Genomic DNA, 24134 nt, shown 5'->3' with positions numbered 1-24134 from the left:
GCGGGGCAGACGTTGCGCCGGCTTTTTCGCCGTTTGGCGCTACCGCGCTATTATGCCCGCGCGGTATCGACAGCAAATATCGGTTTCGACCTCGATGGCGGTTCCACGGACACCCTGGGGTTTTATTGCGCGGGTGAAAATTTTACTATGCTATTACCCCGAAGGTGACGGGTGCGTAGCACAAATAATAATGATAACCACTATCAATTCCTGTCCCATTTGCTATTATTCTGGCTGAATTAATTTTGGGTGAGTATCGGGTGGAGGCACAGCGTGAAATCGGCTGTTAAGCAACAGAGTTTATCATTTGACGGCGTATTAGCCGGACACGGCGCAGTATTCGCCCCGATGCTGCGCGGCATTTTCCTGAGCCTGCTTTTGGGGGCGGGCGTGGTGGGCAGCGCCATCGCCGCGCCGACCACTGCCGCGCCGCCGGCCACTGCCGCCTCGGCCGAGGCCGCCGTCGATACAACCCCAACGCCTACCGCCGATCAGACCGCGGCCAGCAGCCCGTTGTCGCTGCCGGCTTCGGTGTCGGCTACGCCCGCACAGCGGCAATTAATGCAGATGGACCTCTCCGTTTGGGGCATGTATCAGCACGCCGATATCGTAGTGAAAATCGTTATGATTGGCCTGCTGCTGGCCTCGGTCGTCACCTGGGCACTGTTTTTCGGTAAAGGGGCAGAATTATTGGCGGTTAAGCGCCGGTTGCGCCGCGAGTTGCAGCTGCTAAAAGACGTGCGCAGCCTGGATCAAGCCACGACGGTGGCGGCCAATTTCTCTCCCCGCAGCTTGAGCGCCAGTTTATTGGCCGAAACCGCCAACGAACTCGACCTGTCGGCCCGCCTCAGCGATAACAACGGGATTAAAGAGCGCGTGGCGTTTCGTCTGGAGCGCCGGGTTGCCGGCGTTAGCCGCGCCATGGGGAAAGGTAACGGTTTTCTCGCCACTATCGGCGCCATCTCCCCCTTTATCGGTCTGTTCGGCACCGTTTGGGGCATCATGAACAGTTTTATCGGCATCGCCCACACCCAGACCACCAATCTGGCGGTAGTGGCGCCCGGTATTGCCGAAGCGCTGCTGGCGACGGCCATTGGCCTGTTTGCCGCGATTCCGGCGGTGGTTATTTATAATATCTTTGCCCGTACCATCGCCAGCTACAAAGCGATGGTGGGGGACTGCGCCGCACAGCTGCTGCTGTTGCTCGGCCGCGATTTGGATCTGGCCGCAGAAGCGGGCAGCCAAGTGTCCGCACAGGTGACCAAGTTTCGGGTTGGATAAGTCATGGCGATGCATTTAAACGAGGATGTTGATACCGACGGCGAAATGCACGATATCAACGTTACGCCTTTTATCGACGTTATGCTGGTGCTGCTGATTATCTTTATGGTCGCCGCGCCGCTGGCAACGGTAGATATCCGGGTGGATTTACCCAACTCCACCGCCGCGCCTCAACCGCGGCCTGACAAGCCTGTATATTTATCGGTTAAAGCGGATAAACAGCTGTTTATAGGCGATCGGACGGTAACGATGGCGACGCTCGCCCAGACGCTGGACGAACAGACTCAAGGCAATAAAGACACGCCGATATTTTTCCAAGCCGATAAGAGCGTGGACTATGCCACGCTGATGTCGGTGATGGATAACCTGCGTAAAGCGGGGTATTTCAAAGTTGGCCTGGTAGGGCTGGAATCCCCCGGACAGGGATAACTGTTCGCCGGCGGACGGGCGCCGGCGCCGTTAGCGCTGGGTGTCATGCTCGGCCGGTCGCGTCAAGCAGCCCATCGTTGCAACGTCCCGTCCTAAGCGCGAACGTCGATGCTCACCTGGGCCCACTTGGCGTTTGCCGCGTTGAACGCGCCGGTCTGTATCCGGTCAGACGCTTATCCCAAATGATTACCCCCGGTAACGCCGTGTACCTCCGCCGTCACATAGCTTGATTCCTGCGAGGCAAGGTAAACATAGATAGGCGCCAGTTCTGCAGGCTGACCCGCGCGGCCCAGCGGGGTCGAGGTACCGAAAGAGGGGAGCGCATCCGTTGGCTGTCCTCCGGACACCTGCAGGACGGTCCAGATGGGCCCCGGGGCCACGCAATTAACGCGAATTCCTTTCTGCGCCACTTGTTTGGCCAAGCCGCGGGTATAATTCAGGATGGCGGCTTTGGTCGAGGCGTAATCCAGCAGCGTCGGACTGGGTTGATATGCCTGGATTGACGATGTAGTGATAATCGAAGCGCCGGGGGGCAAATGGGGGAGCGCGGCTTTAGTCATCCAAAATAGGGAAAAAACATTCGTTTCAAACGTTTCGCGAAACTGCTCGGTGGTGAGGTCGGCGATATCTTCCACGGCGGTTTGCTTACCGGCCACCAGGGCCAGAATATCCAGGCCGCCCAATTGATTCAGCGCATCCTCAACCACCTTCACGTTAACCGATTCGTCACGCAAATCGCCCGGCAGCAGCACCACTTTACGACCGGCTTCTTTAACCAATTCGGCGACCTGCTCGGCGTCTTTATGCTCGCTGGGATGATAGGCCAGAGCGACATCGGCGCCTTCCCGGGCAAAGGCGATAGCCGCCGCGCGTCCGATGCCGGAGTCGGCACCCGTTACCAAGGCTTTACGGCCTTCAAGGCGACCGGTGCCGCGATAACTCTTTTCACCACAGTCAGGAACAGGGGTCATGTCGGTTTGCAAGCCGGGCGGATTCTGTTGTTGTTTAGGAAAGCCGTCCTTTGAATATTGGGTCACCGGATTTTGCATTTTATATTGATCATAATCAGCCATTATTCTCTCCATGTGCTGTGTCTGTTTTGGCGAAAGGTAGCATTAAGGTTAGTTAATGTTTATGAATTTGTCTAATTACTATCAGAATAAGTAAATTTATCGATAACAAACTATGTAACGGTAAATAATATAATAATCTGAGGTAAGGGGTTGTTGCGTGATTTTTTATTCTCTTTCTGAAAAATTGCCGTATCATTATCCCTATTATGCTGATGGAAAAAGCGTTCTCTCTGCAATGCTATTGCAATGTAAGGGAGCGACTCCAGCGAGCGTTTATTTTTGCTGCGAGTAAATCAGTGTAATTATTCTTATCATTCCCTTCCGATTGGTCTTTCACTCCTTTTTCGGTATATTAAATTAACTATGGCGATAGGAAACAGCGTTAATAACCTGAACTTTAGTACAGGTTGTTAGTCAATTTCTTTACTGATACTATAAATACGCTTTAAATATCTTCTGCTCATTTTTATTTATAATGATAAAAGGATGGTCTATGTTTAATTTGATCAACGTAGAATACAAAGACATAATAAATGACAGGCTGGAAGAATTATATCTTCTGCGCAAAAGAACGTTTAAAGATCGTTTGAATTGGAAGGTTACCTGTAAAGGAGAACGTGAATTTGATGAGTACGATAACGAAAACACTCACTACTTGCTTGGGTGCTATAACGGTGAACTGATTTGCAGCGTCCGATTTATCAGCATGAAATACCCTAACATGATTACCGGCCCCTTTCGCGACTTTTTTCATTACACTGCGTCAGCAGACGATACACTATTGGAGTCGAGCCGCTTTTTTGTCGATAAAGACAGAGTTAAGTCATTGACGGAAACTAAACTGCCCTTTTGCCATCTGCTGTTTTTAGGCATGATTAATTACACGCGCGCCATCGGGATGAAAGGGATACTCACCGTGTGCAGCCGGTCGATGTACACCATCCTCAAGCGCAGCGGCTGGAATATTCAGGTAGAAACCATCGGTAATTCTGAAAAAGACGAACCGGTTTATCTGCTGCGACTCGCCATCGATGACGATAGTCAGGCCAATTTAATAAAATATATCCGGCGTTATCATTATTGTGATGAGTATTATCTAAAGAAATGGCCCGTTTATCTGTAATCGCGACGTTTTAAAGAGTTATTTGTGGATAAAGCGTGACCGCCTTCTGACAGATATCGATTGTCAATGGCATGAGCTATCCTAGGCCAAAAAGAATATACTCCACCACGCTATTTCTTGAGCCATTGACAATGTAATTAGATAGCTACTCATTGAAATTAAGTAGGTGCAGGTCCGTCGCTTTTTTTATGGCATGTTTGGCGTTAATGACGTCGAGCTTTACGATGAGGTTGCCGATATGGAATTTTACGGTGCTTTCGGTAATGCCCATAATGATAGCGATCTCGCGGTAGGTTTTACCGATACTGGCCCAATGCAGCGCCTCGATTTCGCGGGATGTAAGCCTTTTCTCCACTTTAGCATGCAGTTTATTGGTCTGCTGCGTCTTCTCCGCTAGAAATCGGTTATGAATGGAAAGAAACAGCAGGTAAAGACGGTCCTCGTGGTCGCTGATACATTTCATCAGCAAGTCGGGATCGCTTTCAGTGTACAGGCTCAGCATAGCCAGATTATTTTCATAATCGTGCAACGGAAAAGTATAGCCACGGGTGATGTTGTATTCTGAACTTTGGATGAAAATATTGCTTTTCTGACGTTTGGTTTTTTTAAAGTAATTCTTGTGCCAGGGGAACGACATAATCTTTTGGCTAGCGACCAACAGAACGGGATCTTGCTTATATAATTCATTCTTCATGTATTTTTCTACCCAGTCCTTTGGGTAGTTAGAATAGATGACGGGTTTTTCATCCTGCGATTTGTTGAAAATAAAATAAGCGAAGCGGATGGGCTGACCTATATTCATTTCATGCTGTAGGAGATCATGAATTTCTGCAATGATCAGACCGTTTTCCCGAGACGTAAATGGCTTAATTATAGAGAACATTTTGCTTCTCATCGTTTGATTTAAGTGATAATGGCGGTATATTGAGGCGCAAAAGGATAATCATGAAAATATTTTCCAGGCATTGTCTGCCATGAGAAAATTAGCAACAGGCAAAACGTGCCCGTTAGCGGTTGTGCGCACTTAACACGATATAGCTTTTAAATAACCAATTTGTTTGATTATTAGTTTTTATATTGTTAGCGAGAATGAAAAGATTTGGCTAATGTTTATGCCGCTAAATATACCACGTATCTATTATTTACTATTCAGTATCATGTTATTTTCACAATAAGTCAAATTTTATTGTTGGGAGGGTATTAACCTAAAAGTAACTTAAATAATTATTAAATTTATAATTTGTGTATATTATAAAATGAATGATGCATCTGATTAGCCGGCTAACTTTACGTCTGCGCCACGATGCGGCCATGACGCATCCGGCGAAGCTGACACGAGAGCGGGTTTAACTTATACTTCTTCTTCATGCCATTGTGGTGACATCCTTTCAGGGGATAGGCCCGCGCATCAAGACCGACATCAGGAAAAATGAACATGCGCAGGATACTTGCAACCGCGATGCTGGCAAAGGTGATGAATAACAACCGTTTTATCCTATGGGGTATCATTCCTCTTCTTTTCTTTATTTTTTCTCTTGTTCTGCTGCTGTTTATTACCCAGCAAAATATGAAAAGTCAGGTACGCCAGGATATCCATGCCCTTATCGACTTTATCGACACCGTGTTGGGCAATGGCGACGAAACCGCTCAACGGGCGCTGCTGCTGGCGGGGCGTCCCTGTCCGGTGGTGGTGGAGGCATTGCGCGATCTTGGCCGGCAATATCCTCTGATACGCTCGGTCAGTTTGGCGGACCAAAACGGCCTTTACTGTTCGCCGGTGCCGATGGCCGCGATGAAAGATGCGCTGGCGCCTATGCCCGCCGGCGCGAATGGGGCGGCGCTTAGTCTGCACGCTGCCACCGCTGCGGCTGAAATGGTGCTGCAACAGCGTAGGGGGCAAACGCGCGCGGTGGTGATAATTGATTCGCAATATTTGCGCACGATGATGAATACGTTAAGCCCCTCCCGAACGGTGGCGCTGACAATAGGCGACACGGTATTAACGTCGGCCGGCACGCTTATTCCACTGGGCGCTCAAGACCCGCAAATGCTTATCGTTACCGGCGCATCGACGCGATATCCCTACCGGTTGCAGGTAGCGATTTCTCCGGGCATGTCCTGGCGTTATTTTCTCATTAACCACGGCCCTATTATTTTTCTGATTGCCGCCATTGCGTTCATGATGGCGCTGTTAATTCACCAATGGTTGCGGGCGGCAAGCTCATTGAAGAATAATATCATGCTGGGTCTTAAGCGGAATGAATTCGAGGCCTATTATCAGCCGGTCATGAACGTTGCGCAAGGTTATTGTTCCGGCGTGGAAATTCTGGTGCGCTGGCGACATCCCTCGGATGGGGTTATTTCTCCAGAGGTTTTCGTGCCCCTGGCCGAAACCTCTGGTTTAATCTTGCCGTTAACGGCGCATTTAATGACGCAAGTAGCGGAAGATCTGGCGCGGCATTGGAACGATGATGACGGAACGCTGCACGTCGCATTCAATATTGCGGCCATTCATTTGCGCAACGAGCAAATCGTCAAGGATTGCCGCCAGTTTTTGCAAAAGGTGCATCCGCGTCATATTCTTTTGGTACTGGAACTGACGGAGCGGCAGTATATCGAGTTCAATGCCGTTACCCGTCATGTCCTGGCCTCGCTACAGGCCCTCGGTGTCATCATCGCTATCGACGATTTTGGCACGGGCTATTCGGGGCTTTCATACTTGGGCAGCATGCATATTAATCTTCTGAAAATCGATCGGTCTTTTGTCGCGATGATAGCGGAGGACGAGAGCACCACCGATTTGGTCGATGTGGTCATCGATCTTGCCAACCGCTTTGGGATGCAGGTGATTGCTGAAGGCGTCGAGACAGAATGGCAGAAAAACTATCTGCTCAATAAGCGGGTGGTTTATCAGCAGGGCTATTTATTTGCCGAGCCGCTGCCGCTACAGGCGTTTCTATCCTGGTATCGCCAGCGGTATCACTCGCGCAGCGCCGCTGTTGTCGCTTTACCACCACTGGCGAATACAGGCGAGAAACAAAAAAACGCCTTGCCGCCAGGTTAAATAGTCATTGCCAGTGACGACGTTAACGATATTGACTTACTGGATATGTTATTTTTAGTGTGTCAGCGGTTTATTAACAAAAATTTACCACTAATAAATAGCTTAATAATTATTAGATAGAAAATCATAAGCCATACAGATGAGCCATAACGGCGGCTATTATTTTCGTTAGTAGAGGCTTGGTTAATTATCTTGTCGCGCCTGGGGGAATCCGTCGTTACCCTTTCATGTGTGCCGCCACCGGTTGACGTTGACATAAACGGTTCGCGATGGTTTCTTTATTTCGCTCGCCGGCCGCAGGGCACTTGCAAAGTGATGTCAACCACGGACAGCATTAATAAGTGTTTAACCAGGGTAGGTAGCACTATTATCTGGTTTATCTATTGATTAATGTTTAATATCATTGTAATTGAAATTATCTAAAATTGTATTTATTAGCTTTTTCGGATTTGCGAATCAATACTATTATCCCTTGCGTCAACAGAAAGCGTTAAGCTGCATCATTATTTCCTCCACGTTCAAGCGCGTCGTCTGCGGCTTGATGTTGAGGGACAGGTGTCGTGTTTTCTGAAGGGTATGGCGTCTTATCATCATTATAGTCATACGTTGAATGTTGTTTGTAATACAAGGAGATTTGACGATGAACACTGAACGGCACTATGTCGTTAGCCAAAATGAAAAACTGGCTGTACGTGTATACCGTGCCAACAGCAAGGTGCCGGCACCGGCAGTTCTGCTGTGCCATGGTTTCTATGGCATTCAGGATCTGTTATTACCCATTTATGCCCAGGCATTCACCCAGGCCGGCTACCATGCCATTACCTTTGATTACCGTGGTTTCGGTGAAAGCGAGGGAGATCAGGGCCGGATCATTCCCGAACAACAGAATAACGATATTATCGCGGTCTTAGCCTGGAGTAAAACCCAGTCCTATATAGATGCTAAACGTATCGCATTATGGGGCACTTCGTTGGGCGGTTGCCTGGTTATCGATGTGGCCGTGCGCTGTCCTGAGGTGAAGTGCGTGATAAGCCAGATGGGCTTCGCCAGCGGCAATCGGCTGGTGACGGGCGATATGGCCGAAGAGGAAAGAGAGCGTTTCATGAACACCATGGAACGTATGCAGCAGAAAAAGAACCAATCCGGGCGTGAACTGATGGTTCCCATCATCAAAGTGATGACCGATGAAGAGTCGCGACGTTTCTATGAGCATGCAATACACGATTATCCCTCGCTGAACGTCAAAGTTCCTTATCTGACCGTACTCGAGGCGATATTGTATCAGCCGAAAATTAATGCACAACAGCTTACACAGCCGACGCTGGTCGTCCTGGCGGAATGGGATAAGGTCATACCGGTGGAACATGGTTTGGCGCTGTATCAGGCCATCACCGCGCCGAAAGCCTGCCATATCGAACCGCAGGCTTATCACTTCGATATGTTCAAGGGAAAACATTTTGAGAACGTCATCGGCTTGCAATTACAATGGTTGAAACAGCATTTATAACGCCGACGTTTGGCTTGCAAAGCCCGAGGCACCGACAGGCCGGACGGCGACAGCGCGGCCGTCGACAACATCGACCGAGCCTGCGGCTGCCCCCATTTCCGCCGTCGAGCCCGCCCTGGCAGGGGGCGGGTATCTCTTGCCGCCGAACGCCAGCGCCCGGCAGAGGTTAGTTCCGGCCGATTTTCACCGTTATCCCGCAGGCGGGCCCCCGCCGACGCCTGGCGCCGATTCAGGCCAGCGCTTTCGTTGCCGGACGGACCGCCGCACCATTGGCGGCTGCCGCTTAGAACAGCGTTTGTAACACCGAGACTTCCAGCGGACGGGAGGTCAGCGGCGCCAGACCGTCTACCAGCGCCTTGAGATGCGCCGATTGCGCATGCTGCTCTAGCGCGTCCTCGCTGGCCCACGTTTCAATAAACATGAAGCGATCGGGACGCTCTTTATCCTGATGAAAAGTATAGCTGCGGCAGCCCTGCTCGCGCCGCGTGGCCGCAATGCACGGGGCGACGACGTCGACGATTGCCTTTGCGCTGCCGGGTTTGCCTTCTACGACTGCCACAACATGGATATCGGTGGACATTGACTTCTCCTTTGATGATTTCGGTTGAGTCCGGTCTTAACCATTTTACGACATGCTACTATCATTGGACCCGTCACGATCGAGAATCGTGCGGGTTATCGTTGATTATGGCTAACGTCGCTTTTGTCTCTGTGCAGTGAAAGGAATTAAATATGGCCGGAACCAGCTTGCTGGCATTACTCGACGACATCGCGTCGATATTGGATGATGTTGCGGCGATGAGTAAGGTCGCCGCCCGCAAAACCGCCAGCGTATTGAGCGACGATTTGGCGTTGAATGCCGAACAGGTTTCAGGCGTGAAAGCCGATCGCGAATTGCCGGTGGTATGGAAAGTCGCGAAAGGATCGCTGCTCAACAAAGCGATTTTGGTGCCGCTGGCGTTGGTTATCAGCGCATGGCTTCCCTGGGCCATTACGCCGCTGTTGATGGTAGGGGGGGCTTACCTGAGCTACGAGGGCGTGGAGAAATTAATTGAAAACTGGCACCACCGCCAAGCCAAAAAACAGCGCCTCCCAGACCCCCGCAAGGGGGTAAACCCGTCGGAGGCGGGCCCGTCCAAAATGGCCGACGAACCTGCACTGGCTGACGCGCCATCCGTTAGCGATGCGGCGGCGGTTGACAAGGATGCCGGGCCAAACCGCGGGCGTGAAGCGCTGTTAGCCTTGGAAAATGACAAAGTGAAAGGCGCGGTGCGCACCGATTTTATTCTTTCCGCCGAGATAATCGTGATATCGCTAAATATCGTCGCTCAAGCGCCGTTGTTGAATCAGATCGCGGTAATGGTGCTGATAGCGCTGGTGATGACGCTGGGGGTTTACGGCATTGTGGCGGCTATTGTCAAAATGGATGACCTGGGGCTGTATATGAGCCGCTTGACGGGGCAGGGTGCGTCGCGCGCCTTACTGCGTCGCGTGGGCGCAGGGATCGTCAGCGCCGCGCCGCTATTGATGAAAACCCTGTCGGTGGTGGGCACCATTGCCATGTTTTTGGTGGGCGGCAGCATCCTGGCGCATGGTTTTCCCTGGACGCACGGTCTTATCGACAGCATCGGCGAACACTATCGCGGGCTAATCGGGACGCTGGTGATAAGTCTCAGCGATATGCTGTTGGGATTGATTGCCGGTACGATCGTTGTGTTGGCTGTCGCCTTGATAAAAAAATGCATCGGTCGCGGGCAGCAGTCACGGGCCGGATGACCCGCTTGCCGATAGGGATGTCGCTTACGATGCCGGGTGGTCACCTCCGCCAGACTGCATCCTCGGCGCCTACGCCCTTCAGGTTTGTTGTAAGCGCCGTCTCCGCCGCCCACGCTTGCCGGACGCCGGGCGGAGATTCGCCTGGTTTTACGGGCGGAACCGGTTGCTGCGCGGCGCTGACGGCTTCATTCCTCTGGCCTGGAGTAGACGTCATTCATCGTCCGTGGTCCCGCGTTGCCTCGACGTGACGGCAGAGGGTATCGTCTGGTGCGACAGGGCCGCAGCCGCGCAAATAAGCGCCAAATGACTGAGTCCCTGCGGCAAATTCCCGCGCCACAGGCCGGTGTTCACGTCAAACATCTCATTAAAGGTCTCAATGTTGCCGTTATCGCACAGGTTGTCGAAAATCTCGCCCATGGCGGCATTGGCTTCATCCCTGCCGTCAAGATTGGCCAGCGCCTCCACGCGCCAAAACGAGCAGGCGATAAAGGTGCTTTCTTCTTTCTCCACGCCTGAATAACGATACAGCATAGCGCTTCCATGCCCCAATTCATGATGGATGGCGGCGTAAGTTGCCAGCATACGTGGCCGGTTGATCCTGGCGCCGTAGGCATGCATTAGCGTCACCGCGGCATCCAGCTTGTCGCTGCCAGGATAGAAGGTATAGGCCTGCTTGGCGTCAGACCAGCAGTGGTTTTCTACCCACTTGCTGATACGGTCCCGCTCCCGTTTCCACCGTTCCTGCCAGGTAGATTCGAGATGGCCGTCGCGGGCCAGGGCCACCGCGTGATCCAGCGCCAGCCAGCAGGCCATTTTAGAGTGGGTATAATGTTGTTGCTCCGGCAATTCCCAGATTCCGGAATCCTGGCGCCGCCAGCGATCGGCGCACTGATTAGCCAAATCTATCAGCATGCGGGCGGTGGCGATGTCGATAACGTGTCCCGCCTTAACGAATAGCGCCGCGGTGGCGAGCATATCGCCATACATACTGAGCTGGCGCTGATCGTGGGCGTTATTGCCGACACGTACCGGCTGCGAGCCGCGATAACCGTGGAGCGGCAGATAGCGTTCATCGGGCACCTTTCCCCCCGCCAGGGTATAGCAGGTTTTCATCTCGGGGCCGTGTTTGATAATCGTCGACGACAGCCAGGAAAAAGCGGCCTTGCAGTCCTCCAGCGCGCCGAGATAGACAAACGACTTGATTATCAGGCAAGCGTCACGTACCCAGGCGTAGCGATAGTCGTAGTTTTTTTTGCCGCCGATTCCCTCCGGCAGCGACATCGTGGCCGCCGCCGCCAGTGCACCGCTCGGCGAATACCACAAAAATTTCAGCGCCAGCGCCGAGCGAATGACATGGTCGCGGTGCAGGCCGCGGTAACTTAAATTCGCCACCCAATCGCGCCAGGCGCGGTGGCTGGTCTCGATACGCTGGTCGATTTTGTCCAGCGGCGGAATAGCCAGCGGTTCATTTTCCGTGGCCAGAATCGCCACCAGGCTACGTGAGCCGGGGTGGGTATGGAAACGGCCGCGCGCGCCTTCGTCGCTGTAGTGGGAGAAGACCACGTCTTCCGAAGCATGCAGCATCGCCATTAAAGGACCGATATGATAAACGATACCCAGCGGATTTTTTTGCAGCCAAGGGCTTATGGTTTCGGCAAAGGTGCCAATACGTAGCGTCAGATGAAAGATAACCTCCCCACGGATACCTTCAATTCGCCGGGCCAGTTCGCTCCAGGGCAGCCGGCCGGCAAGGGTGCTGTTTATGGATTCGGTGAGCAGCGCCTCCCCCCGTTCGGTAATAAATCGGGTTTCCAAAACATTACTGTTTTCCCGGTAGCGGCGCTGAATGTGATATGCCCCCACCGGCTCAAGCTGAAAGAAGCCACCGTTGCCGGCGTCCAGGATCCTGTCAAACAGCGGCGCCGAGTCAAGATTCGGCGCACACCACCAATCTATGGCGCCGTCAGGGGCGATCAGCGCTACCGATCGGCCTTCACCAATCGCCGCATAATCGCCCAGTTCGGCGTATCCGTCGGTCCGTTGCGGGGTTATCTGGGAATTTGTCTTCATAATGGCTATCCAGTTAGCGCACAGCTCCATTTCGAGGCGGGCAAATGAGAAGTCCGGAGTTAAAGATAGCCGAAAGCGGGTAAAACGGCGGCAACGAGCGCCAGCAATGCGGGGCCGGGGGATAGTATTGGCGTGGGAGGGAGGGATAAATCGACAACAAAGGCGGGCAGGAGAGCACCCTGGGGGATGCCCTAAGCTAAGAGTAATTCCACTAACAGACAGGGGCGTCACCGCCCGTGAGGAATCGAGGTGGCGAAGTGCCCAAAAAAAGCATTGTTCAAGGTGGGCGCGGCATGCCAGGTAATGCAATTCGCCATGCGATCCCACCGCGCATACGATCCCGGGGCCGCGCATTTGATCCATTTTTTCATGGAAAGGGGGAACGCGGCCCGCGGCGTTGCCGTTCACGACAACGCTGCCCCACAGGGATAAAGACGCCTACTCCTTTTCAGGCTGCTTATCGCCCGATTCAGGCGCGCTGGCGGGATCATCTTTTGGACGGCTCTCTCGATTCTGCTGCGGTTTCTGTTGTGGTTTCTGCGTCATGGTCAACCTCGCGTTTGTTTAACGTTAAAGTGCGTTAATGTTTTAACGTTAAGTATGAATATGGGCGACGAAATTAGGCGCTCAGGGCCACGTCTTAATATCCCTCGGCCACGGTATATAAACGATAATATAATTAACGCAATAATAACTCTCACTCTAATTATAGACGAAAACTCACTTGGTGCCGCCGCTGTAGCATTCACAGGGCGCGGCTGGGCATTAGACTGTGACGAGCATGGGATTCGCGGTGCTGCCCGCCAGGCGTGACTCCGCAGCAGGTGCTATAGTGTGGCCTTTGCAGGAAAATCGCGGCGTTTAAGCCGGTATGAATGGGGTTGCGCGTTATTTCACTGCAATTTCACCGCGTTAGTAAGAAGTTTCAGCCGGGAGATATCCACCGCTGCGCCAGAATGTTTCAAGGTGTTAATTAGGCTTGCCAGCACCGCCAAGTTGACTACCCTTAAATATACCGTTCGCTTAAACGATTAATTTAAGCGTGAGTGACCAGCAACAGCGTTTTTTAATTTATACATGCTTAAAAAGCGATATCTCTCTGGTTATAGAGTCATTTTCATCGGAGGTTAAAGATGGCAACACACCGTGGTGGTTCCGGCAACTTTGCCGAAGATCGTGACAAAGCATCCAGCGCCGGTAAAAAAGGCGGTCAGATGAGCGGCGGAAACTTTAAAAACGATCCGCAGCGTGCGTCCAAAGCGGGAGAAAAAGGGGGACGCAACAGCCATGGCGGCGGTAGAAAACCTGCCGCATCGAAATAATCCCGGCGCGTGGAAGGGGAAAGCGGATTATGCGTTAACGGCGTAGCACGACGTTAAAGCGGCATCGCGTAACACGACGTCAAGGCGGCATCGCGTGCTGCGACGTTAAGGCGAAATCGCGTAACACGACGTTAAGGCGGCATGGCTCTAATGCTTTACCCCGCCAACGCCTGAAGTTAGCGTTCGCTAACCCTCCCTAAAGCGAGCTGGGGCGATGGGGTGCCTTACTGACGCCGTATAGGTTTAACGGCGTCATTACCCTCTAGAATGGTGCCGCCCCCCTTCAAAATGACGTCACTTCCCTTTCGCCCGCGTCACCCACAGGCGTTACGTTATCGCCGTCGGGTGATGGGGTCGGCTTAGCTTTTCGACGTCTGGTGGCATGAGGGGTTTACGTTATCTGCGTCTGACAAATCCCCGCTGCCGATGGCCGACCCTAGATTGCTTTCGGCGGCGACCGCTCTAGCGCCGGCTGTTTACGGTGCTAGCGTTTAGCGTAAGCTGCCGTCGGCGAGGAGGTCTGTCCTGTTTTCAGCGGCTGGCGCGGTAGCGGGTCTCGAATCCCTCGCGTTACGGGTGGGCTCTTTTCATCCCCCAACTGCCGATGAGTCGCCATCTGCCCGTGCTATTTACTTTTTACGATGGCATTTGCCCCTTCTGATAATGCCGTCAACGTTGGCGAACCTGCCGAACCTGCCGAACCTGCCGAACCTGCCGAACCTGCCGAAACCACCGAAACCACCGAAACCACCGAAACCACCGAAACCACCGAAACCACCGAAACCACCGAAACCACCGAAACCACCGAAATCACCGAAACCACCGAAATCACCGAAATCACCGAAACCACCGAAACCACCGAAACCACCGAAATCACCGAAATCACCGAAACCACCAAAACCACCGAAACCGTCCGCTGTGCTGCTGTGGCTACTCTCCCAACAGCTAAATCTCCACTCGCGGTAAAGGCTACATCTGGCGGCACCTGCGCGGGGGCAGGGATATTTTTTCGCCTACCGGGCAATTTGCTACCTGCGCTGGGCGGCAATTTAGGCTACTCTTATCGCCATTTTTTAACGGGACTGCCGGAACGGCGGTGATATTGAGGGATTATGACGGTAGAACATCAGGGGCTGAACCGAGGTCTCGAGGCCCGCCACATAGAATTGATTGCGCTGGGCGGCACCATCGGCGTGGGTCTGTTCATGGGGGCGGCCAGCACGCTGCAATGGGCCGGGCCGTCGGTTCTGCTGGCCTACATTATCGCCGGTATTTTTGTGTTTTTCATCATGCGCGCCATGGGGGAAATGCTCTATCTGGAGCCGGTCACTGGCTCTTTTGCCGTCTACGCCCACCGTTATATGAGCCCCTTCTTTGGTTACCTGACCGCCTGGAGTTACTGGTTTATGTGGATGGCGGTGGGGATTTCGGAAATCACCGCGATTGGCGTTTATGTGCAATTCTGGTTTCCCGATTTGCCGCAGTGGATCCCGGCGCTGGCGGCGGTAGGCCTGGTGGCGGCCGCCAATTTGGCGGCGGTGCGGTTATATGGCGAGATCGAGTTCTGGTTCGCCTTGATAAAGATCACCACCATCATCGTCATGATCCTGGTTGGACTGGGGGTGATTTTCCTGGGGGTCGGCAACGGCGGCCAGCCGGTGGGGCTGGCAAATCTGACCGCCCACGGCGGTTTCTTCACCGGCGGCTGGCGAGGATTTCTCGTCGCGCTGTGTATTGTTGTGGCTTCTTATCAAGGCGTAGAGCTGGTGGGCATTACCGCAGGCGAAGCGAAAGATCCGCAGGTGACGCTGCGTCGCGCCATCGGCAATATTCTTTGGCGCATACTGATCTTCTATGTCGGCGCTATCTTTGTCATCGTCACGCTGTTCCCGTGGAACCAGATCGGCGCCAACGGCAGTCCGTTCGTACTGACCTTCGCGAAAATCGGGATCACCGCCGCCGCGGGGATTATTAACTTTGTCATCCTGACGGCGGCGCTATCGGGTTGCAATAGCGGGATGTACAGCTGCGGGCGTATGTTATACGCCCTGGCGAATAACCGCCAACTGCCGGCGGCGATGGGGCGGCTTTCGCAGAGCGGCGTGCCGGCGGTGGGCGTGACGGTGTCGATAATCGTACTGCTGGCGGGCTCTTGTTTGAATTATATTATCCCCAATCCGCGGCAAGTGTTTGTCTACGTATACAGCGCCAGCGTTTTGCCGGGAATGGTGCCGTGGTTCGTGGTGTTGATAAGCCAGCTGCGCTTTCGCCGCCGCCATCGGCAAGCGTTAGTCGATCATCCTTTCCGATCGGTGCTGTTCCCATGGGTAAATTATTTCACCATGGCTTTCTTAGGCTGTGTGCTGCTGGGGATGGCGTTAAGCCCGGACACCCGTATGTCGTTAACGGTCGGCGGCGGGTTTTTGCTCAGTATCTCCCTGATTTATCGCTTATGCGACCTGGGTCGGCGCGGCGGCGCGCTTAGCCGTTGCCGACCGGCGGCTTCGTCAAAACGGTAACCGACGCGTTTACCTAAAGCGGCACGACCCCGTGCAGGTGCGGCGCCATTATGCCGGCGGCGTCATCGCATAGAAGTCGCGCTAGCGCGCCGATCTGATTTAGCGTCACCGCGCCCGGGGCGTGCCCGCCGAGAGTAAAGCGTCACCGTACCTGAGGCGTGTCGTCGCGGGTAAAGCGTCACCGCGCCTGGGGCTACACCGCGGGTAAAGCGTCACCGCGCCTGGGGCTACACCGCGGGTACAGCGTCACCGCGCCCGGGGCGTACCCGCCGAGAGTAAAGCGTCACCGTACCCGAGGCGTGCCCGTCGCGGGTACAGCGTCACCGAGTTGGGCGCGTCGTCTCCCGCGCGAAAGGAGAAAGCAACATTTGCGCGCGGGACTCCATCGCTTTCGCATCAAACGCCCATTTACCCGTGGAACCCCATCGCTTTCGCATCAAACGCCCATTTACCCGTGGGATCCCATCGCTTTCGCATCAGAGGTCACAACCCGGGAGCGGCGTGTTGGGCAGCTCGGGGCACGGTCGTCATCGCATCGCCCTGAAGGTATGCAGCCACCCCCATCTGAAGCGCAGGTGGGAATGACGGCGTGCGATAAGCGCTGGCGGGGATATCACGCCCAACCTTTATTTTCCATTATTTCCTTAAAATGAGAACCCACGCACCGGATTGGTGCGCTCGCCCCTCTACGCTTAACAAACCCCAAGGGTAGGGGAGCCGAGATTGTTGCTTGCCCACGGCTGGCCACCCTTCGCCGACCTGGCAGAGATATTGCTTAGCTGAATTGCCTGAGCATTCGTGACCGGCGGTTGCGTGTCATCAGCTGTTTTCATTGGTTAAACGGTGTTACTGCAGAGTTTGTTGCCGATTGTCGCCCTTTGGCGTTCCAATAACCCAGCACTAAGGAACACGATAATGTCATTGAAACCGATAGCCTCTCCGCTTGCCGCTTTCATCATCGGCTGTCTTGGAACGGCGTTTGCGGCCCACGCCGATATTACCGTCGGCGTCGCCGGGCCGTTTTCCGGTCCCAACGCGACCTACGGGGATCAATACTGGCGCGGCGCCAGTCAGGCCGCGGCGGATATCAATGCCGCCGGTGGGATCAACGGTGAGAAAATTACCTTGGTGCAGGGGGACGACGCCTGCGAGCCCAAACAGGCGGTCGCGGTAGCCAACCGGCTGGTGGATCAATCCCACGTGGCGGCGGTCATCGGCCATTTCTGTTCGTCGTCCACGATGCCGGCCTCGGAGGTGTATGACGATGCCGGCATTCTCGCCATCACGCCCGGTTCCACCAACCCGCAGATCACCGAGCGCGGCATGAGCAACCTGTTTCGCATGTGCGGCCGAGACGACCAGCAGGGCGCTATCGCCGCCAGTTACATCATCGACAAATTAAAAGCGACCAAAGTGGCGATCATCCACGACAAAGATACTTACGGGCAGGGGCTGGCGGATGCCACTAAGGCCGCGCTGAATAAAGCGGGCGTGAAGGAGGTCATGTACGAAGGGTTATCGCGCGGCGAAAAAGATTTCAATGCCCTGGTGACCAAAATCCGCTCGGTAGACCCGCAGGTGGTGTATTTCGGTGGCTGCCATCCCGAAGCCGGGCCGTTGGTTCGTCAAATGCGTGAACAGGGCGTGAAGGCGAAATTTTTCTCCGGCGACTGCATTGTCACCGAAGAACTGGTGACCGCGGCGGGGGGACCGCAATATACCGACGGCGTGCTGATGACCTTTGGCCAGGACCCGCGTTTGATACCGGCGGGCAAATCGGTCATTGAGAAATTCCGCGCCAGCAAGTTCGAGCCTGAGGGGTACACGCTGTACGCTTACGCCTCGCTACAGGCCATTGCCGCCGCCTTCAAAGCCATCGGCGGTAGCGATTCCGCCAAGGCCAGCGATTGGCTCAAATCCCATTCGGTAGACACCGTGATGGGGCAGAAAAGTTGGGACAGCAAGGGGGATTTGAAAGTCTCTGATTATGTCGTTTATCAATGGGATAACCAGGGTAAATATCAGCAGTTGCCTTAACCGCGCGGCATGCACTTCGAGGGGCGCGCCGGCATGATAAGCCCGGCGCGCCGTAATCGCAGAGCGCCGCGAGGCGTTCTGTCGGGCCAGACGGGACCGCTTATCTATGGAAGCATTTTTTTGGCAGCAGATGTTTAACGGCTTAACCCTGGGCGCCGTATATGGTCTTATCGCCATCGGCTATACCATGGTGTATGGCATTATCGGCATGATTAATTTCGCCCATGGCGAAGTCTATATGATCTCCGCCTACCTGTGCGCCATCGGCCTGGCGCTACTCTCTTTCTTCGGGGTGTCCTCGTTTCCGCTGCTGATTTTCGGCACGCTGGTGTTCACGCTGGTGGTCACCGGGGTGTATGGCTGGGTCATCGAACGTATCGCTTACCGGCCCCTGCGCAACTCCACCCGGCTGGCGCCGCTGATTTCCGCTATCGGTATGTCGCTGATATTGCAGAACTATGCGCAAATCAGCCAAGGGCCTCGCCAGCAGGGCATTCCCACATTGCTCGATGGCGTCGTCAAATTTTCACTGGGCGACAGCGTGGTGCAGTTGACCTATACCAAGGTGTTTATCCTGGCGGCATCGCTAGTGGGGATGCTGGTACTGAATTGGGTCATCCGGCATACCCGCCTCGGCCGGATGTGCCGCGCGACGCAGCAGGACCGCAAGATGGCCGCCATTCTGGGGATCAACACCGATCGGGTCATTTCGGCGGTGTTCGTTATCGGCGCCGCCATGGCCGGTTTGGCGGGCGTATTAATAACCATGAACTACGGCACCTTCGATTTCTACGCCGGCTTTATCATCGGCATCAAGGCCTTCACCGCCGCGGTGCTGGGCGGGATAGGCTCCTTACCGGGGGCGATGCTGGGCGGGTTGATCCTCGGCGTGGCGGAAGCGCAGTTCTCCGGCATGGTGAATTCCGATTACAAAGACGTATTTTCCTTTTCTCTCCTGGTGGTGATCCTCATTTTCCGACCCCAGGGATTGTTGGGCCGGCCCTTGGTCGCCAAAGTATAGGAGCTGGCGCGATGACAACGACGACGGGAAAACGCGACATGGCGCTAAGGGACGCTTTTAAGGAGGCGGCGTTGGCGGGTTTGATCGCGCTCATCATTTTCGGCCCGATGGTCGGCGTGGTATTGAACGGTTATCGCTTCGATTTTCACGGCCTACGCCTGGCGGTGATGGTATTGACCGTGGTGGTCGGGCGGCTGTTGCTGAGTCTTTTTTGGCAGACGGCGCCGGGCAAACGCTGGCTGTCCCGTTTCGAGGGGGAAAGAGAGGGCGTTTATGTGCGCGCGCCGGAGGCGAAAAGCCGGCTGCGCTGGATAGTGCCGCTGCTGCTGCTGCTGGCGATACTGTTTCCCTTCGTGGCCACCAAATACCTGCTGACGGTGGGGATCCTGGGGCTGATTTATGTCCTGCTGGGTCTGGGGTTGAATATCGTGGTGGGGCTGGCCGGCCTGCTGGATTTGGGTTATGTGGCGTTTTACGCCATCGGCGCCTACGGGTTGGCGCTGGGATACCAATATCTTGGGCTGGGATTCTGGTCGATGTTGCCGCTGTCCGCCGTTATGGCGGCGGCGGCGGGGGCGCTGCTCGGCTTCCCGGTGCTGCGGATGCACGGTGATTATTTGGCGATCGTGACGCTGGGATTTGGCGAGATAATCAGGTTGGTTCTGAATAACTGGCTGGCGTTTACCGGCGGCCCTAACGGCGTTCCGGTGCCGTCGCCCACCTTTTTCGGGCTGGAGTTTGGCCGCCGCGCCAGGGAGGGCGGCGTGCCTATTCATGAGTTTTTCGGGATGAGCTATAACCCGAATTTGAAGTTTATTTTTATTTATACGGTGCTGGTGTTGGTAGTGCTGTTGGTCCTGTATATCAAACATCGGTTGACGCGGATGCCCATCGGCCGCGCCTGGGAAGCGCTGCGCGAAGATGAGATCGCCTGCCGCGCGATGGGGCTGAATCATGTCCTGGTCAAGCTGTCCGCCTTTACGCTCGGCGCCTCCACCGCCGGTCTGGCCGGCGTGTTCTTCGCCAGCTACCAGGGATTTGTTAATCCCACCTCGTTCACGTTCTTTGAATCCGCGCTGATCCTGGCCATTGTGGTGCTGGGCGGGTTGGGATCCACTATCGGCGTGGTGATCGCCGCTTTTGTACTGACGGTCGCGCCCGAGTTGCTGCGCGGCTTTGCCGAATATCGGGTGCTGTTGTTCGGCGTGCTGATGGTGCTGATGATGATCTGGCGACCGCGCGGCCTGATCCGCGTCAGCCGCAGCGGGTTTACGCCGCGCAAGGGGGTGGCGCCATGAGTGAAACGATACTGAGCGTGGCGCATTTGCATATGCGGTTTGGCGGCATCAAAGCGCTGAATGATGTTAATCTGGACGTGGCGCGCGGCTCTATTACCGCGCTTATCGGCCCGAACGGCGCCGGCAAGACCACCGTCTTCAATTGCCTGACCGGATTTTATCGGGCCAGCGGCGGACAGATCATGCTTAACACCCGGCGGCGCCGCATCAATGTCATCGAGGTGTTGGGGGAGAGACTGCGCTTGGCGGACGGGTTTCATCCCACCCGGCTTGGCAGGCGGCTTTTTTATAAAATGTTCGGCGGCACCCATCTGGTCAATCGCGCCGGTCTGGCGCGCACCTTTCAGAATATTCGCCTGTTCCGCGAGATGTCGGTGGTGGAGAACCTGCTGGTGGCGCAGCATATGCAGATTAACCGCAATTTGTTGGCCGGAATATTAAATACGCCAGCCTATCGCCGCGCGGAGAGCCAGGCGCTGAATCGCGCCTTTTACTGGCTGGAGGTGGTGGATTTGGTCAGCTGCGCCAACCGGTTGGCGGGCGAGATGTCTTATGGTCAACAGCGGCGGCTGGAGATCGCCCGCGCGATGTGTACCGGGCCTGAGATGATTTGCCTTGATGAACCGGCGGCCGGCTTAAACCCGGTGGAAACGCGCGCGCTGAGCCGTATTATCCGCACGCTGCGCGATGATCACGGTATGACCGTATTGTTGATTGAACATGATATGGGCATGGTGATGGACATATCCGATCAGGTTATCGTGCTGGATCACGGCGACGTCATCGCCAGCGGGCCGCCGCAGGCGGTGCAAAAAGACCCGCGGGTTATCGCGGCCTATCTGGGCACCGATGAACAGGCGGTGACGCTATGACGACCCCTTTACTGGAATTTCGCGAGGTGGACGTCAACTATGGCCCCATCCAGGCGCTGCAGAAGGTTTCGCTGCGGATCGATGAAGGCGAAACCGTGGCGCTAATCGGCGCCAACGGCGCCGGCAAATCCACGCTGTTGATGTCCATCTTTGGACAGCCGCGTATCGGCGGCGGCCAGATCCTCTATCGAGGGGAAGATATCAGCCGTAAATCCGCCCATTACGTGGCCGCCAACGGCATCGCGCAGTCGCCGGAGGGGCGGCGGGTATTCCCCGATATGACGGTGGAGGAAAATTTATTGATGGGCAGTATCGCCATCGGCACCCGCTATCAGGCTCTGGATCTGGCGCGGATGTATCAGCTGTTTCCTCGGCTGGAGGAGCGGCGCGGCCAGCGCGCAATGACGATGTCCGGCGGCGAGCAGCAAATGCTGGCCATCGCCCGCGCGCTGATGAGCCGGCCCAAACTGCTGCTGCTCGATGAGCCGAGCCTGGGGCTGGCGCCGATTATCGTCAAGCAGATTTTCCAGATCTTGCGCGAGCTGGCGGCCGGCGGAATGACCCTCTTCCTGGTGGAGCAAAACGCGCATCACGCGCTTACGCTGTCCGATCGCGGCTATGTGATGGTTAACGGCCAGATTCGCATGAGCGGTCCCGGCAAAGCGCTGCTCGGCAACGAGGAGGTGCGCAAAGCTTATCTGGGCGGCATCTAAGCGCCTGCGTGCGAAGCGCTTAGCGCACCCAGGTCAGGCTGAAACCGTCCCAACCTTTGCCGCCCACCGTCTGAAGCGCGGTGGAGATAAGCCGTTGATCTTCCCCGAGCCGGTCAAAAAATCGCCGCACGCCCTGGACCCGTTCATCCTCGCTGTGCGCATTTACCAGTTCCCCTGCGCGCACCACATTGTCGCCGATAATGACCGTGCCCGGGCGGGATAGTTTAATGGCCCAGGCCAGGTATTCGGGATTGGCGGGTTTGTCCGCATCAATAAAAATCAAATCGAACGGCCCGGTCAGCGTCGGTAGGCTGGCCAGCGCCGGACCCGTACGCAGCTCGACCTGGTCGAGGACGCCGGCCCGTCGGAGGTTGTCCCGCGCCACCTCGGCATGGCGGGCGTTGGCCTCAAGCGTCACAATCCGGCCTGACGGCGGCAGCGCCCGCGCTAGCCAAAGGGTGCTGTAACCGCCGAGCGTGCCGATTTCCAATATGCGCCGAGCCTGAATCATCAGCGCCACAATATGCAGAAATTTCCCCTGATTGGGGGCGACATCCTGCGCCGGCAGTCCGGCGCGCTGGTTGGCTACCAGCGTCTGGCTGAACACGGGATCGTCAGGAATCAGTTTTGCCGCGATATAACGGTCTACCTCTGACCAGCGTTTTTCCATTGCCGTCACCTCTGCAAAGGGTTACCCAAGCTCAACCCTACCATGAATTCTGCAAAAAAACCCGCTGGCGGCTTCGTGCTGGCTTAAGAAAGATAACCGATAACCTGTGAATTTTTAATGTCATAACAGGCAACGGAAACAAATATATATACAATTCCTCGGCGGAAAAGTGGCAAATTTGTTGAAGTCATTTATACTTTATTTTAAATAATAATCAATATTATCAATAAAATACACTTAACCAGGGATGCCACCATGGACGCCAAATCAAAAAAACAGCTTGAAGAATTACGGGCGAGCAGTCGCAGTGAGCATGCAACGTTATTAATGCCTTCTTCGGATGCCATCGCGCCACGGACTTTGGGCCAGCGCATGGCCGATACCATTACCGCGGTGATTGGGACCTGGACCTTTATTATTATCCAGACCATCATCATTATTGGCTGGACCAGTTATAACTTGTTGATGGGCAAAAGCGGCTTCGATCCGTACCCCTTTATCCTGCTGAATTTATTTTTATCCTTCCAGGCGGCCTATACCGCGCCGGCGATTATGATGAGCCAGAAAAGGGAGGGGGAAGTGGATCGCTATCGAGCGGAAATCGCCTCTAACGTTAACGTCAAATCGGATCTGGAAATGTACGCGCTGCACGATAAAATTGATTACCTGATTACCTGGAAGGCGATATCGTTACCTCGATTAAAGAGCAATTGGCGGATATTTCCCGTCAACTGGAAGAAATCAAACGTCAGCAGCGTCCGCAATAATGTCTCGAACCTACCCCATCGGCGCCGCTGTCGGCGCATTTATTCGAAGAACTTAGTCAGGGAATTTGATTGGAGATTGATACTTTTTATCGTTAGGATTGTTTTTACTGTAAATCCTATGAGCGGTATCTCCCATGTTCGCTTCCCTGAATAACGGTTTTTCCAGGCTGTCCGACCATCCTGACTTCGCCAAGTTGTTACTGCGCCTGACTTTCGGGATCCTCATGCTGTTTCACGGCGCGTTCAAAATGCAGCACGGCGTGGGCTGGATCGGCGGCCTACTGGCGCAGCACGGGCTGCCGGCGTTCATCGCCTATGGCGCCTATATCGGTGAAATCGTGACGCCACTGATGATACTCATTGGTTTCATGACCCGTCCCGCCGCGCTGATTTACGCCATCAATTTAGTGGTCGCGACCCTGCTGGTGCATACCGCCGATTTCTTTACCCGTACCCAGGTCGGCGCCTGGAAGCTGGAAACGGAAGCGCTATACTTCATGGGCGGCATTATTATTATGCTGCTTGGCGCCGGCCGCTATGTGCTGGTAAGTAACCCGCGACTTCAGTAGTCTGTCGATCCGTCATTCGGGTC

21 protein-coding genes are annotated in these 24134 nt (G+C 54.7%); 16 read left to right on the top strand and 5 right to left on the bottom strand.

Features of this window, described 5'->3' with window-relative positions; all coding sequences use genetic code 11:
- Nucleotides 1-273 precede the first annotated feature (273 nt).
- Nucleotides 274-1281 (top strand): tol-pal system-associated acyl-CoA thioesterase, encoded by a 1008-nt coding sequence (gene exbB, locus SANT_RS18330; protein WP_420480345.1) that lies wholly within the window; start codon nucleotides 274-276, stop codon nucleotides 1279-1281.
- 3 nt (nucleotides 1282-1284) lie between these two features.
- Complete coding sequence (gene exbD / locus SANT_RS18325; RefSeq protein ID WP_025423694.1) at nucleotides 1285-1710, top strand: TonB system transport protein ExbD; 426 nt, start codon at nucleotides 1285-1287, stop codon at nucleotides 1708-1710.
- A 173-nt stretch (nucleotides 1711-1883) separates the two neighbouring features.
- Here the strand turns inward: exbD and SANT_RS18320 are convergent, their stop codons facing one another.
- Nucleotides 1884-2783 (bottom strand): SDR family oxidoreductase, encoded by a 900-nt coding sequence (locus tag SANT_RS18320; protein WP_025423693.1) that lies wholly within the window; start codon nucleotides 2781-2783, stop codon nucleotides 1884-1886.
- 493 nt (nucleotides 2784-3276) lie between these two features.
- Here SANT_RS18320 and SANT_RS18315 point away from each other — a divergent pair, with 493 nt between their 5' ends.
- On the top strand, nucleotides 3277-3906 hold the full coding sequence (locus tag SANT_RS18315) for an acyl-homoserine-lactone synthase (RefSeq protein ID WP_038668777.1): 630 nt from the start codon (nucleotides 3277-3279) through the stop codon (nucleotides 3904-3906).
- A 145-nt stretch (nucleotides 3907-4051) separates the two neighbouring features.
- Here SANT_RS18315 and SANT_RS18310 read toward each other — a convergent pair whose 3' ends face one another.
- A complete protein-coding gene (locus SANT_RS18310) occupies nucleotides 4052-4708 on the bottom strand; it encodes a LuxR family transcriptional regulator (protein WP_158500169.1) in 657 nt (218 codons plus the stop codon).
- Between the two features lie 633 nt (nucleotides 4709-5341).
- Here SANT_RS18310 and SANT_RS18305 point away from each other — a divergent pair.
- Nucleotides 5342-6970 (top strand): EAL domain-containing protein, encoded by a 1629-nt coding sequence (locus SANT_RS18305; protein ID WP_158500168.1) that lies wholly within the window; start codon nucleotides 5342-5344, stop codon nucleotides 6968-6970.
- Nucleotides 6971-7610: 640 nt separating this feature from the next.
- The gene (locus SANT_RS18300; protein ID WP_025423690.1) at nucleotides 7611-8477 is read left to right on the top strand and encodes an alpha/beta hydrolase; all 867 of its coding nucleotides are present in this window, start codon (nucleotides 7611-7613) and stop codon (nucleotides 8475-8477) included.
- 283 nt (nucleotides 8478-8760) lie between these two features.
- Here the strand turns inward: SANT_RS18300 and SANT_RS18295 are convergent, their stop codons facing one another.
- A complete protein-coding gene (locus SANT_RS18295; protein ID WP_025423689.1) occupies nucleotides 8761-9057 on the bottom strand; it encodes a putative quinol monooxygenase in 297 nt (98 codons plus the stop codon).
- A gap of 152 nt (nucleotides 9058-9209) precedes the next feature.
- Between SANT_RS18295 and SANT_RS18290 the strand changes: the two genes are divergently transcribed.
- Nucleotides 9210-10253: a DUF808 domain-containing protein gene (locus SANT_RS18290; RefSeq protein WP_025423688.1), complete on the top strand. Its 1044-nt coding sequence runs from the start codon at nucleotides 9210-9212 to the stop codon at nucleotides 10251-10253.
- 210 nt (nucleotides 10254-10463) lie between these two features.
- Here SANT_RS18290 and SANT_RS18285 read toward each other — a convergent pair whose 3' ends face one another.
- On the bottom strand, nucleotides 10464-12323 hold the full coding sequence (locus SANT_RS18285; protein WP_025423687.1) for a glycoside hydrolase family 15 protein: 1860 nt from the start codon (nucleotides 12321-12323) through the stop codon (nucleotides 10464-10466).
- Nucleotides 12324-13456: 1133 nt separating this feature from the next.
- On the opposite strand from SANT_RS18285, the gene SANT_RS18275 reads away from it, so the two are divergent.
- The 8 genes from SANT_RS18275 to SANT_RS18240 all read left to right on the top strand — a co-directional run bounded on the left by SANT_RS18275 (nucleotide 13457) and on the right by SANT_RS18240 (nucleotide 22105).
- Nucleotides 13457-13645, top strand: coding sequence for a general stress protein (locus tag SANT_RS18275; RefSeq protein WP_025423685.1), 189 nt, complete (start codon nucleotides 13457-13459; stop codon nucleotides 13643-13645).
- A 641-nt stretch (nucleotides 13646-14286) separates the two neighbouring features.
- Nucleotides 14287-14745, top strand: a complete 459-nt coding sequence (locus SANT_RS24305; RefSeq protein WP_025423684.1) for a hypothetical protein — start codon at nucleotides 14287-14289, stop codon at nucleotides 14743-14745.
- A gap of 12 nt (nucleotides 14746-14757) precedes the next feature.
- Nucleotides 14758-16164 carry a bifunctional threonine/serine APC transporter ThrP gene (thrP, locus tag SANT_RS18265; RefSeq protein ID WP_025423683.1) on the top strand — a complete coding sequence of 469 codons (1407 nt, stop codon included), beginning with the start codon at nucleotides 14758-14760 and terminating at the stop codon, nucleotides 16162-16164.
- Nucleotides 16165-17079: 915 nt separating this feature from the next.
- Entirely contained in the window at nucleotides 17080-18201 is a 1122-nt protein-coding gene (locus SANT_RS18260; RefSeq protein WP_025423682.1) for a branched-chain amino acid ABC transporter substrate-binding protein, read from the top strand.
- A 106-nt stretch (nucleotides 18202-18307) separates the two neighbouring features.
- Nucleotides 18308-19222 (top strand): ABC transporter permease subunit, encoded by a 915-nt coding sequence (locus SANT_RS18255; RefSeq protein WP_025423681.1) that lies wholly within the window; start codon nucleotides 18308-18310, stop codon nucleotides 19220-19222.
- A gap of 38 nt (nucleotides 19223-19260) precedes the next feature.
- Complete coding sequence (gene livM, locus SANT_RS18250; RefSeq protein ID WP_420480362.1) at nucleotides 19261-20520, top strand: high-affinity branched-chain amino acid ABC transporter permease LivM; 1260 nt, start codon at nucleotides 19261-19263, stop codon at nucleotides 20518-20520.
- Nucleotides 20517-21392, top strand: coding sequence for an ABC transporter ATP-binding protein (locus tag SANT_RS18245; RefSeq protein ID WP_025423679.1), 876 nt, complete (start codon nucleotides 20517-20519; stop codon nucleotides 21390-21392). The genes livM and SANT_RS18245 overlap by 4 nt, the downstream gene beginning before the upstream one ends.
- Nucleotides 21389-22105 carry an ABC transporter ATP-binding protein gene (locus SANT_RS18240; protein ID WP_025423678.1) on the top strand — a complete coding sequence of 239 codons (717 nt, stop codon included), beginning with the start codon at nucleotides 21389-21391 and terminating at the stop codon, nucleotides 22103-22105. Before SANT_RS18245 ends, SANT_RS18240 begins: the two co-directional genes overlap by 4 nt.
- Nucleotides 22106-22124: 19 nt before the next feature.
- Here the strand turns inward: SANT_RS18240 and SANT_RS18235 are convergent, their stop codons facing one another.
- Complete coding sequence (locus SANT_RS18235) at nucleotides 22125-22775, bottom strand: O-methyltransferase (RefSeq protein ID WP_025423677.1); 651 nt, start codon at nucleotides 22773-22775, stop codon at nucleotides 22125-22127.
- Nucleotides 22776-23030: 255 nt separating this feature from the next.
- Between SANT_RS18235 and SANT_RS23030 the strand changes: the two genes are divergently transcribed.
- Entirely contained in the window at nucleotides 23031-23696 is a 666-nt protein-coding gene (locus SANT_RS23030) for a DUF1003 domain-containing protein (RefSeq protein WP_025423676.1), read from the top strand.
- The gene (locus tag SANT_RS18225; RefSeq protein WP_025423675.1) at nucleotides 23677-24111 is read left to right on the top strand and encodes a DoxX family protein; all 435 of its coding nucleotides are present in this window, start codon (nucleotides 23677-23679) and stop codon (nucleotides 24109-24111) included. Before SANT_RS23030 ends, SANT_RS18225 begins: the two co-directional genes overlap by 20 nt.
- Nucleotides 24112-24134: the final 23 nt, after the last annotated feature.

It is taken from the genome of Sodalis praecaptivus (genome assembly GCF_000517425.1).
In the GTDB taxonomy this organism is placed as follows: domain Bacteria; phylum Pseudomonadota; class Gammaproteobacteria; order Enterobacterales; family Enterobacteriaceae; genus Sodalis_A; species Sodalis_A praecaptivus.
This window is presented reverse-complemented; position numbering and strand designations above follow the sequence as displayed.

Excerpts from the sequence above, each read along its gene's own strand:
- exbD (WP_025423694.1), top strand. The coding sequence starts at position 1,285 with ATGGCGATGCATTTAAACGAGGATGTTGATACCGACGGCGAAATGCAC.
- SANT_RS18320 (WP_025423693.1), bottom strand. The coding sequence starts at position 2,783 with ATGGCTGATTATGATCAATATAAAATGCAAAATCCGGTGACCCAATAT.
- SANT_RS18315 (WP_038668777.1), top strand. The coding sequence starts at position 3,277 with ATGTTTAATTTGATCAACGTAGAATACAAAGACATAATAAATGACAGG.
- SANT_RS18310 (WP_158500169.1), bottom strand. The coding sequence starts at position 4,708 with ATGAATATAGGTCAGCCCATCCGCTTCGCTTATTTTATTTTCAACAAA.
- SANT_RS18305 (WP_158500168.1), top strand. The coding sequence starts at position 5,342 with ATGCGCAGGATACTTGCAACCGCGATGCTGGCAAAGGTGATGAATAAC.
- SANT_RS18300 (WP_025423690.1), top strand. The coding sequence starts at position 7,611 with ATGAACACTGAACGGCACTATGTCGTTAGCCAAAATGAAAAACTGGCT.
- SANT_RS18295 (WP_025423689.1), bottom strand. The coding sequence starts at position 9,057 with ATGTCCACCGATATCCATGTTGTGGCAGTCGTAGAAGGCAAACCCGGC.
- SANT_RS18290 (WP_025423688.1), top strand. The coding sequence starts at position 9,210 with ATGGCCGGAACCAGCTTGCTGGCATTACTCGACGACATCGCGTCGATA.
- SANT_RS18285 (WP_025423687.1), bottom strand. The coding sequence starts at position 12,323 with ATGAAGACAAATTCCCAGATAACCCCGCAACGGACCGACGGATACGCC.
- SANT_RS18275 (WP_025423685.1), top strand. The coding sequence starts at position 13,457 with ATGGCAACACACCGTGGTGGTTCCGGCAACTTTGCCGAAGATCGTGAC.
- SANT_RS24305 (WP_025423684.1), top strand. The coding sequence starts at position 14,287 with ATGGCATTTGCCCCTTCTGATAATGCCGTCAACGTTGGCGAACCTGCC.
- thrP (WP_025423683.1), top strand. The coding sequence starts at position 14,758 with ATGACGGTAGAACATCAGGGGCTGAACCGAGGTCTCGAGGCCCGCCAC.
- SANT_RS18260 (WP_025423682.1), top strand. The coding sequence starts at position 17,080 with ATGTCATTGAAACCGATAGCCTCTCCGCTTGCCGCTTTCATCATCGGC.
- SANT_RS18255 (WP_025423681.1), top strand. The coding sequence starts at position 18,308 with ATGGAAGCATTTTTTTGGCAGCAGATGTTTAACGGCTTAACCCTGGGC.
- livM (WP_420480362.1), top strand. The coding sequence starts at position 19,261 with ATGGCGCTAAGGGACGCTTTTAAGGAGGCGGCGTTGGCGGGTTTGATC.
- SANT_RS18245 (WP_025423679.1), top strand. The coding sequence starts at position 20,517 with ATGAGTGAAACGATACTGAGCGTGGCGCATTTGCATATGCGGTTTGGC.
- SANT_RS18240 (WP_025423678.1), top strand. The coding sequence starts at position 21,389 with ATGACGACCCCTTTACTGGAATTTCGCGAGGTGGACGTCAACTATGGC.
- SANT_RS18235 (WP_025423677.1), bottom strand. The coding sequence starts at position 22,775 with ATGGAAAAACGCTGGTCAGAGGTAGACCGTTATATCGCGGCAAAACTG.
- SANT_RS23030 (WP_025423676.1), top strand. The coding sequence starts at position 23,031 with ATGGACGCCAAATCAAAAAAACAGCTTGAAGAATTACGGGCGAGCAGT.
- SANT_RS18225 (WP_025423675.1), top strand. The coding sequence starts at position 23,677 with ATGTTCGCTTCCCTGAATAACGGTTTTTCCAGGCTGTCCGACCATCCT.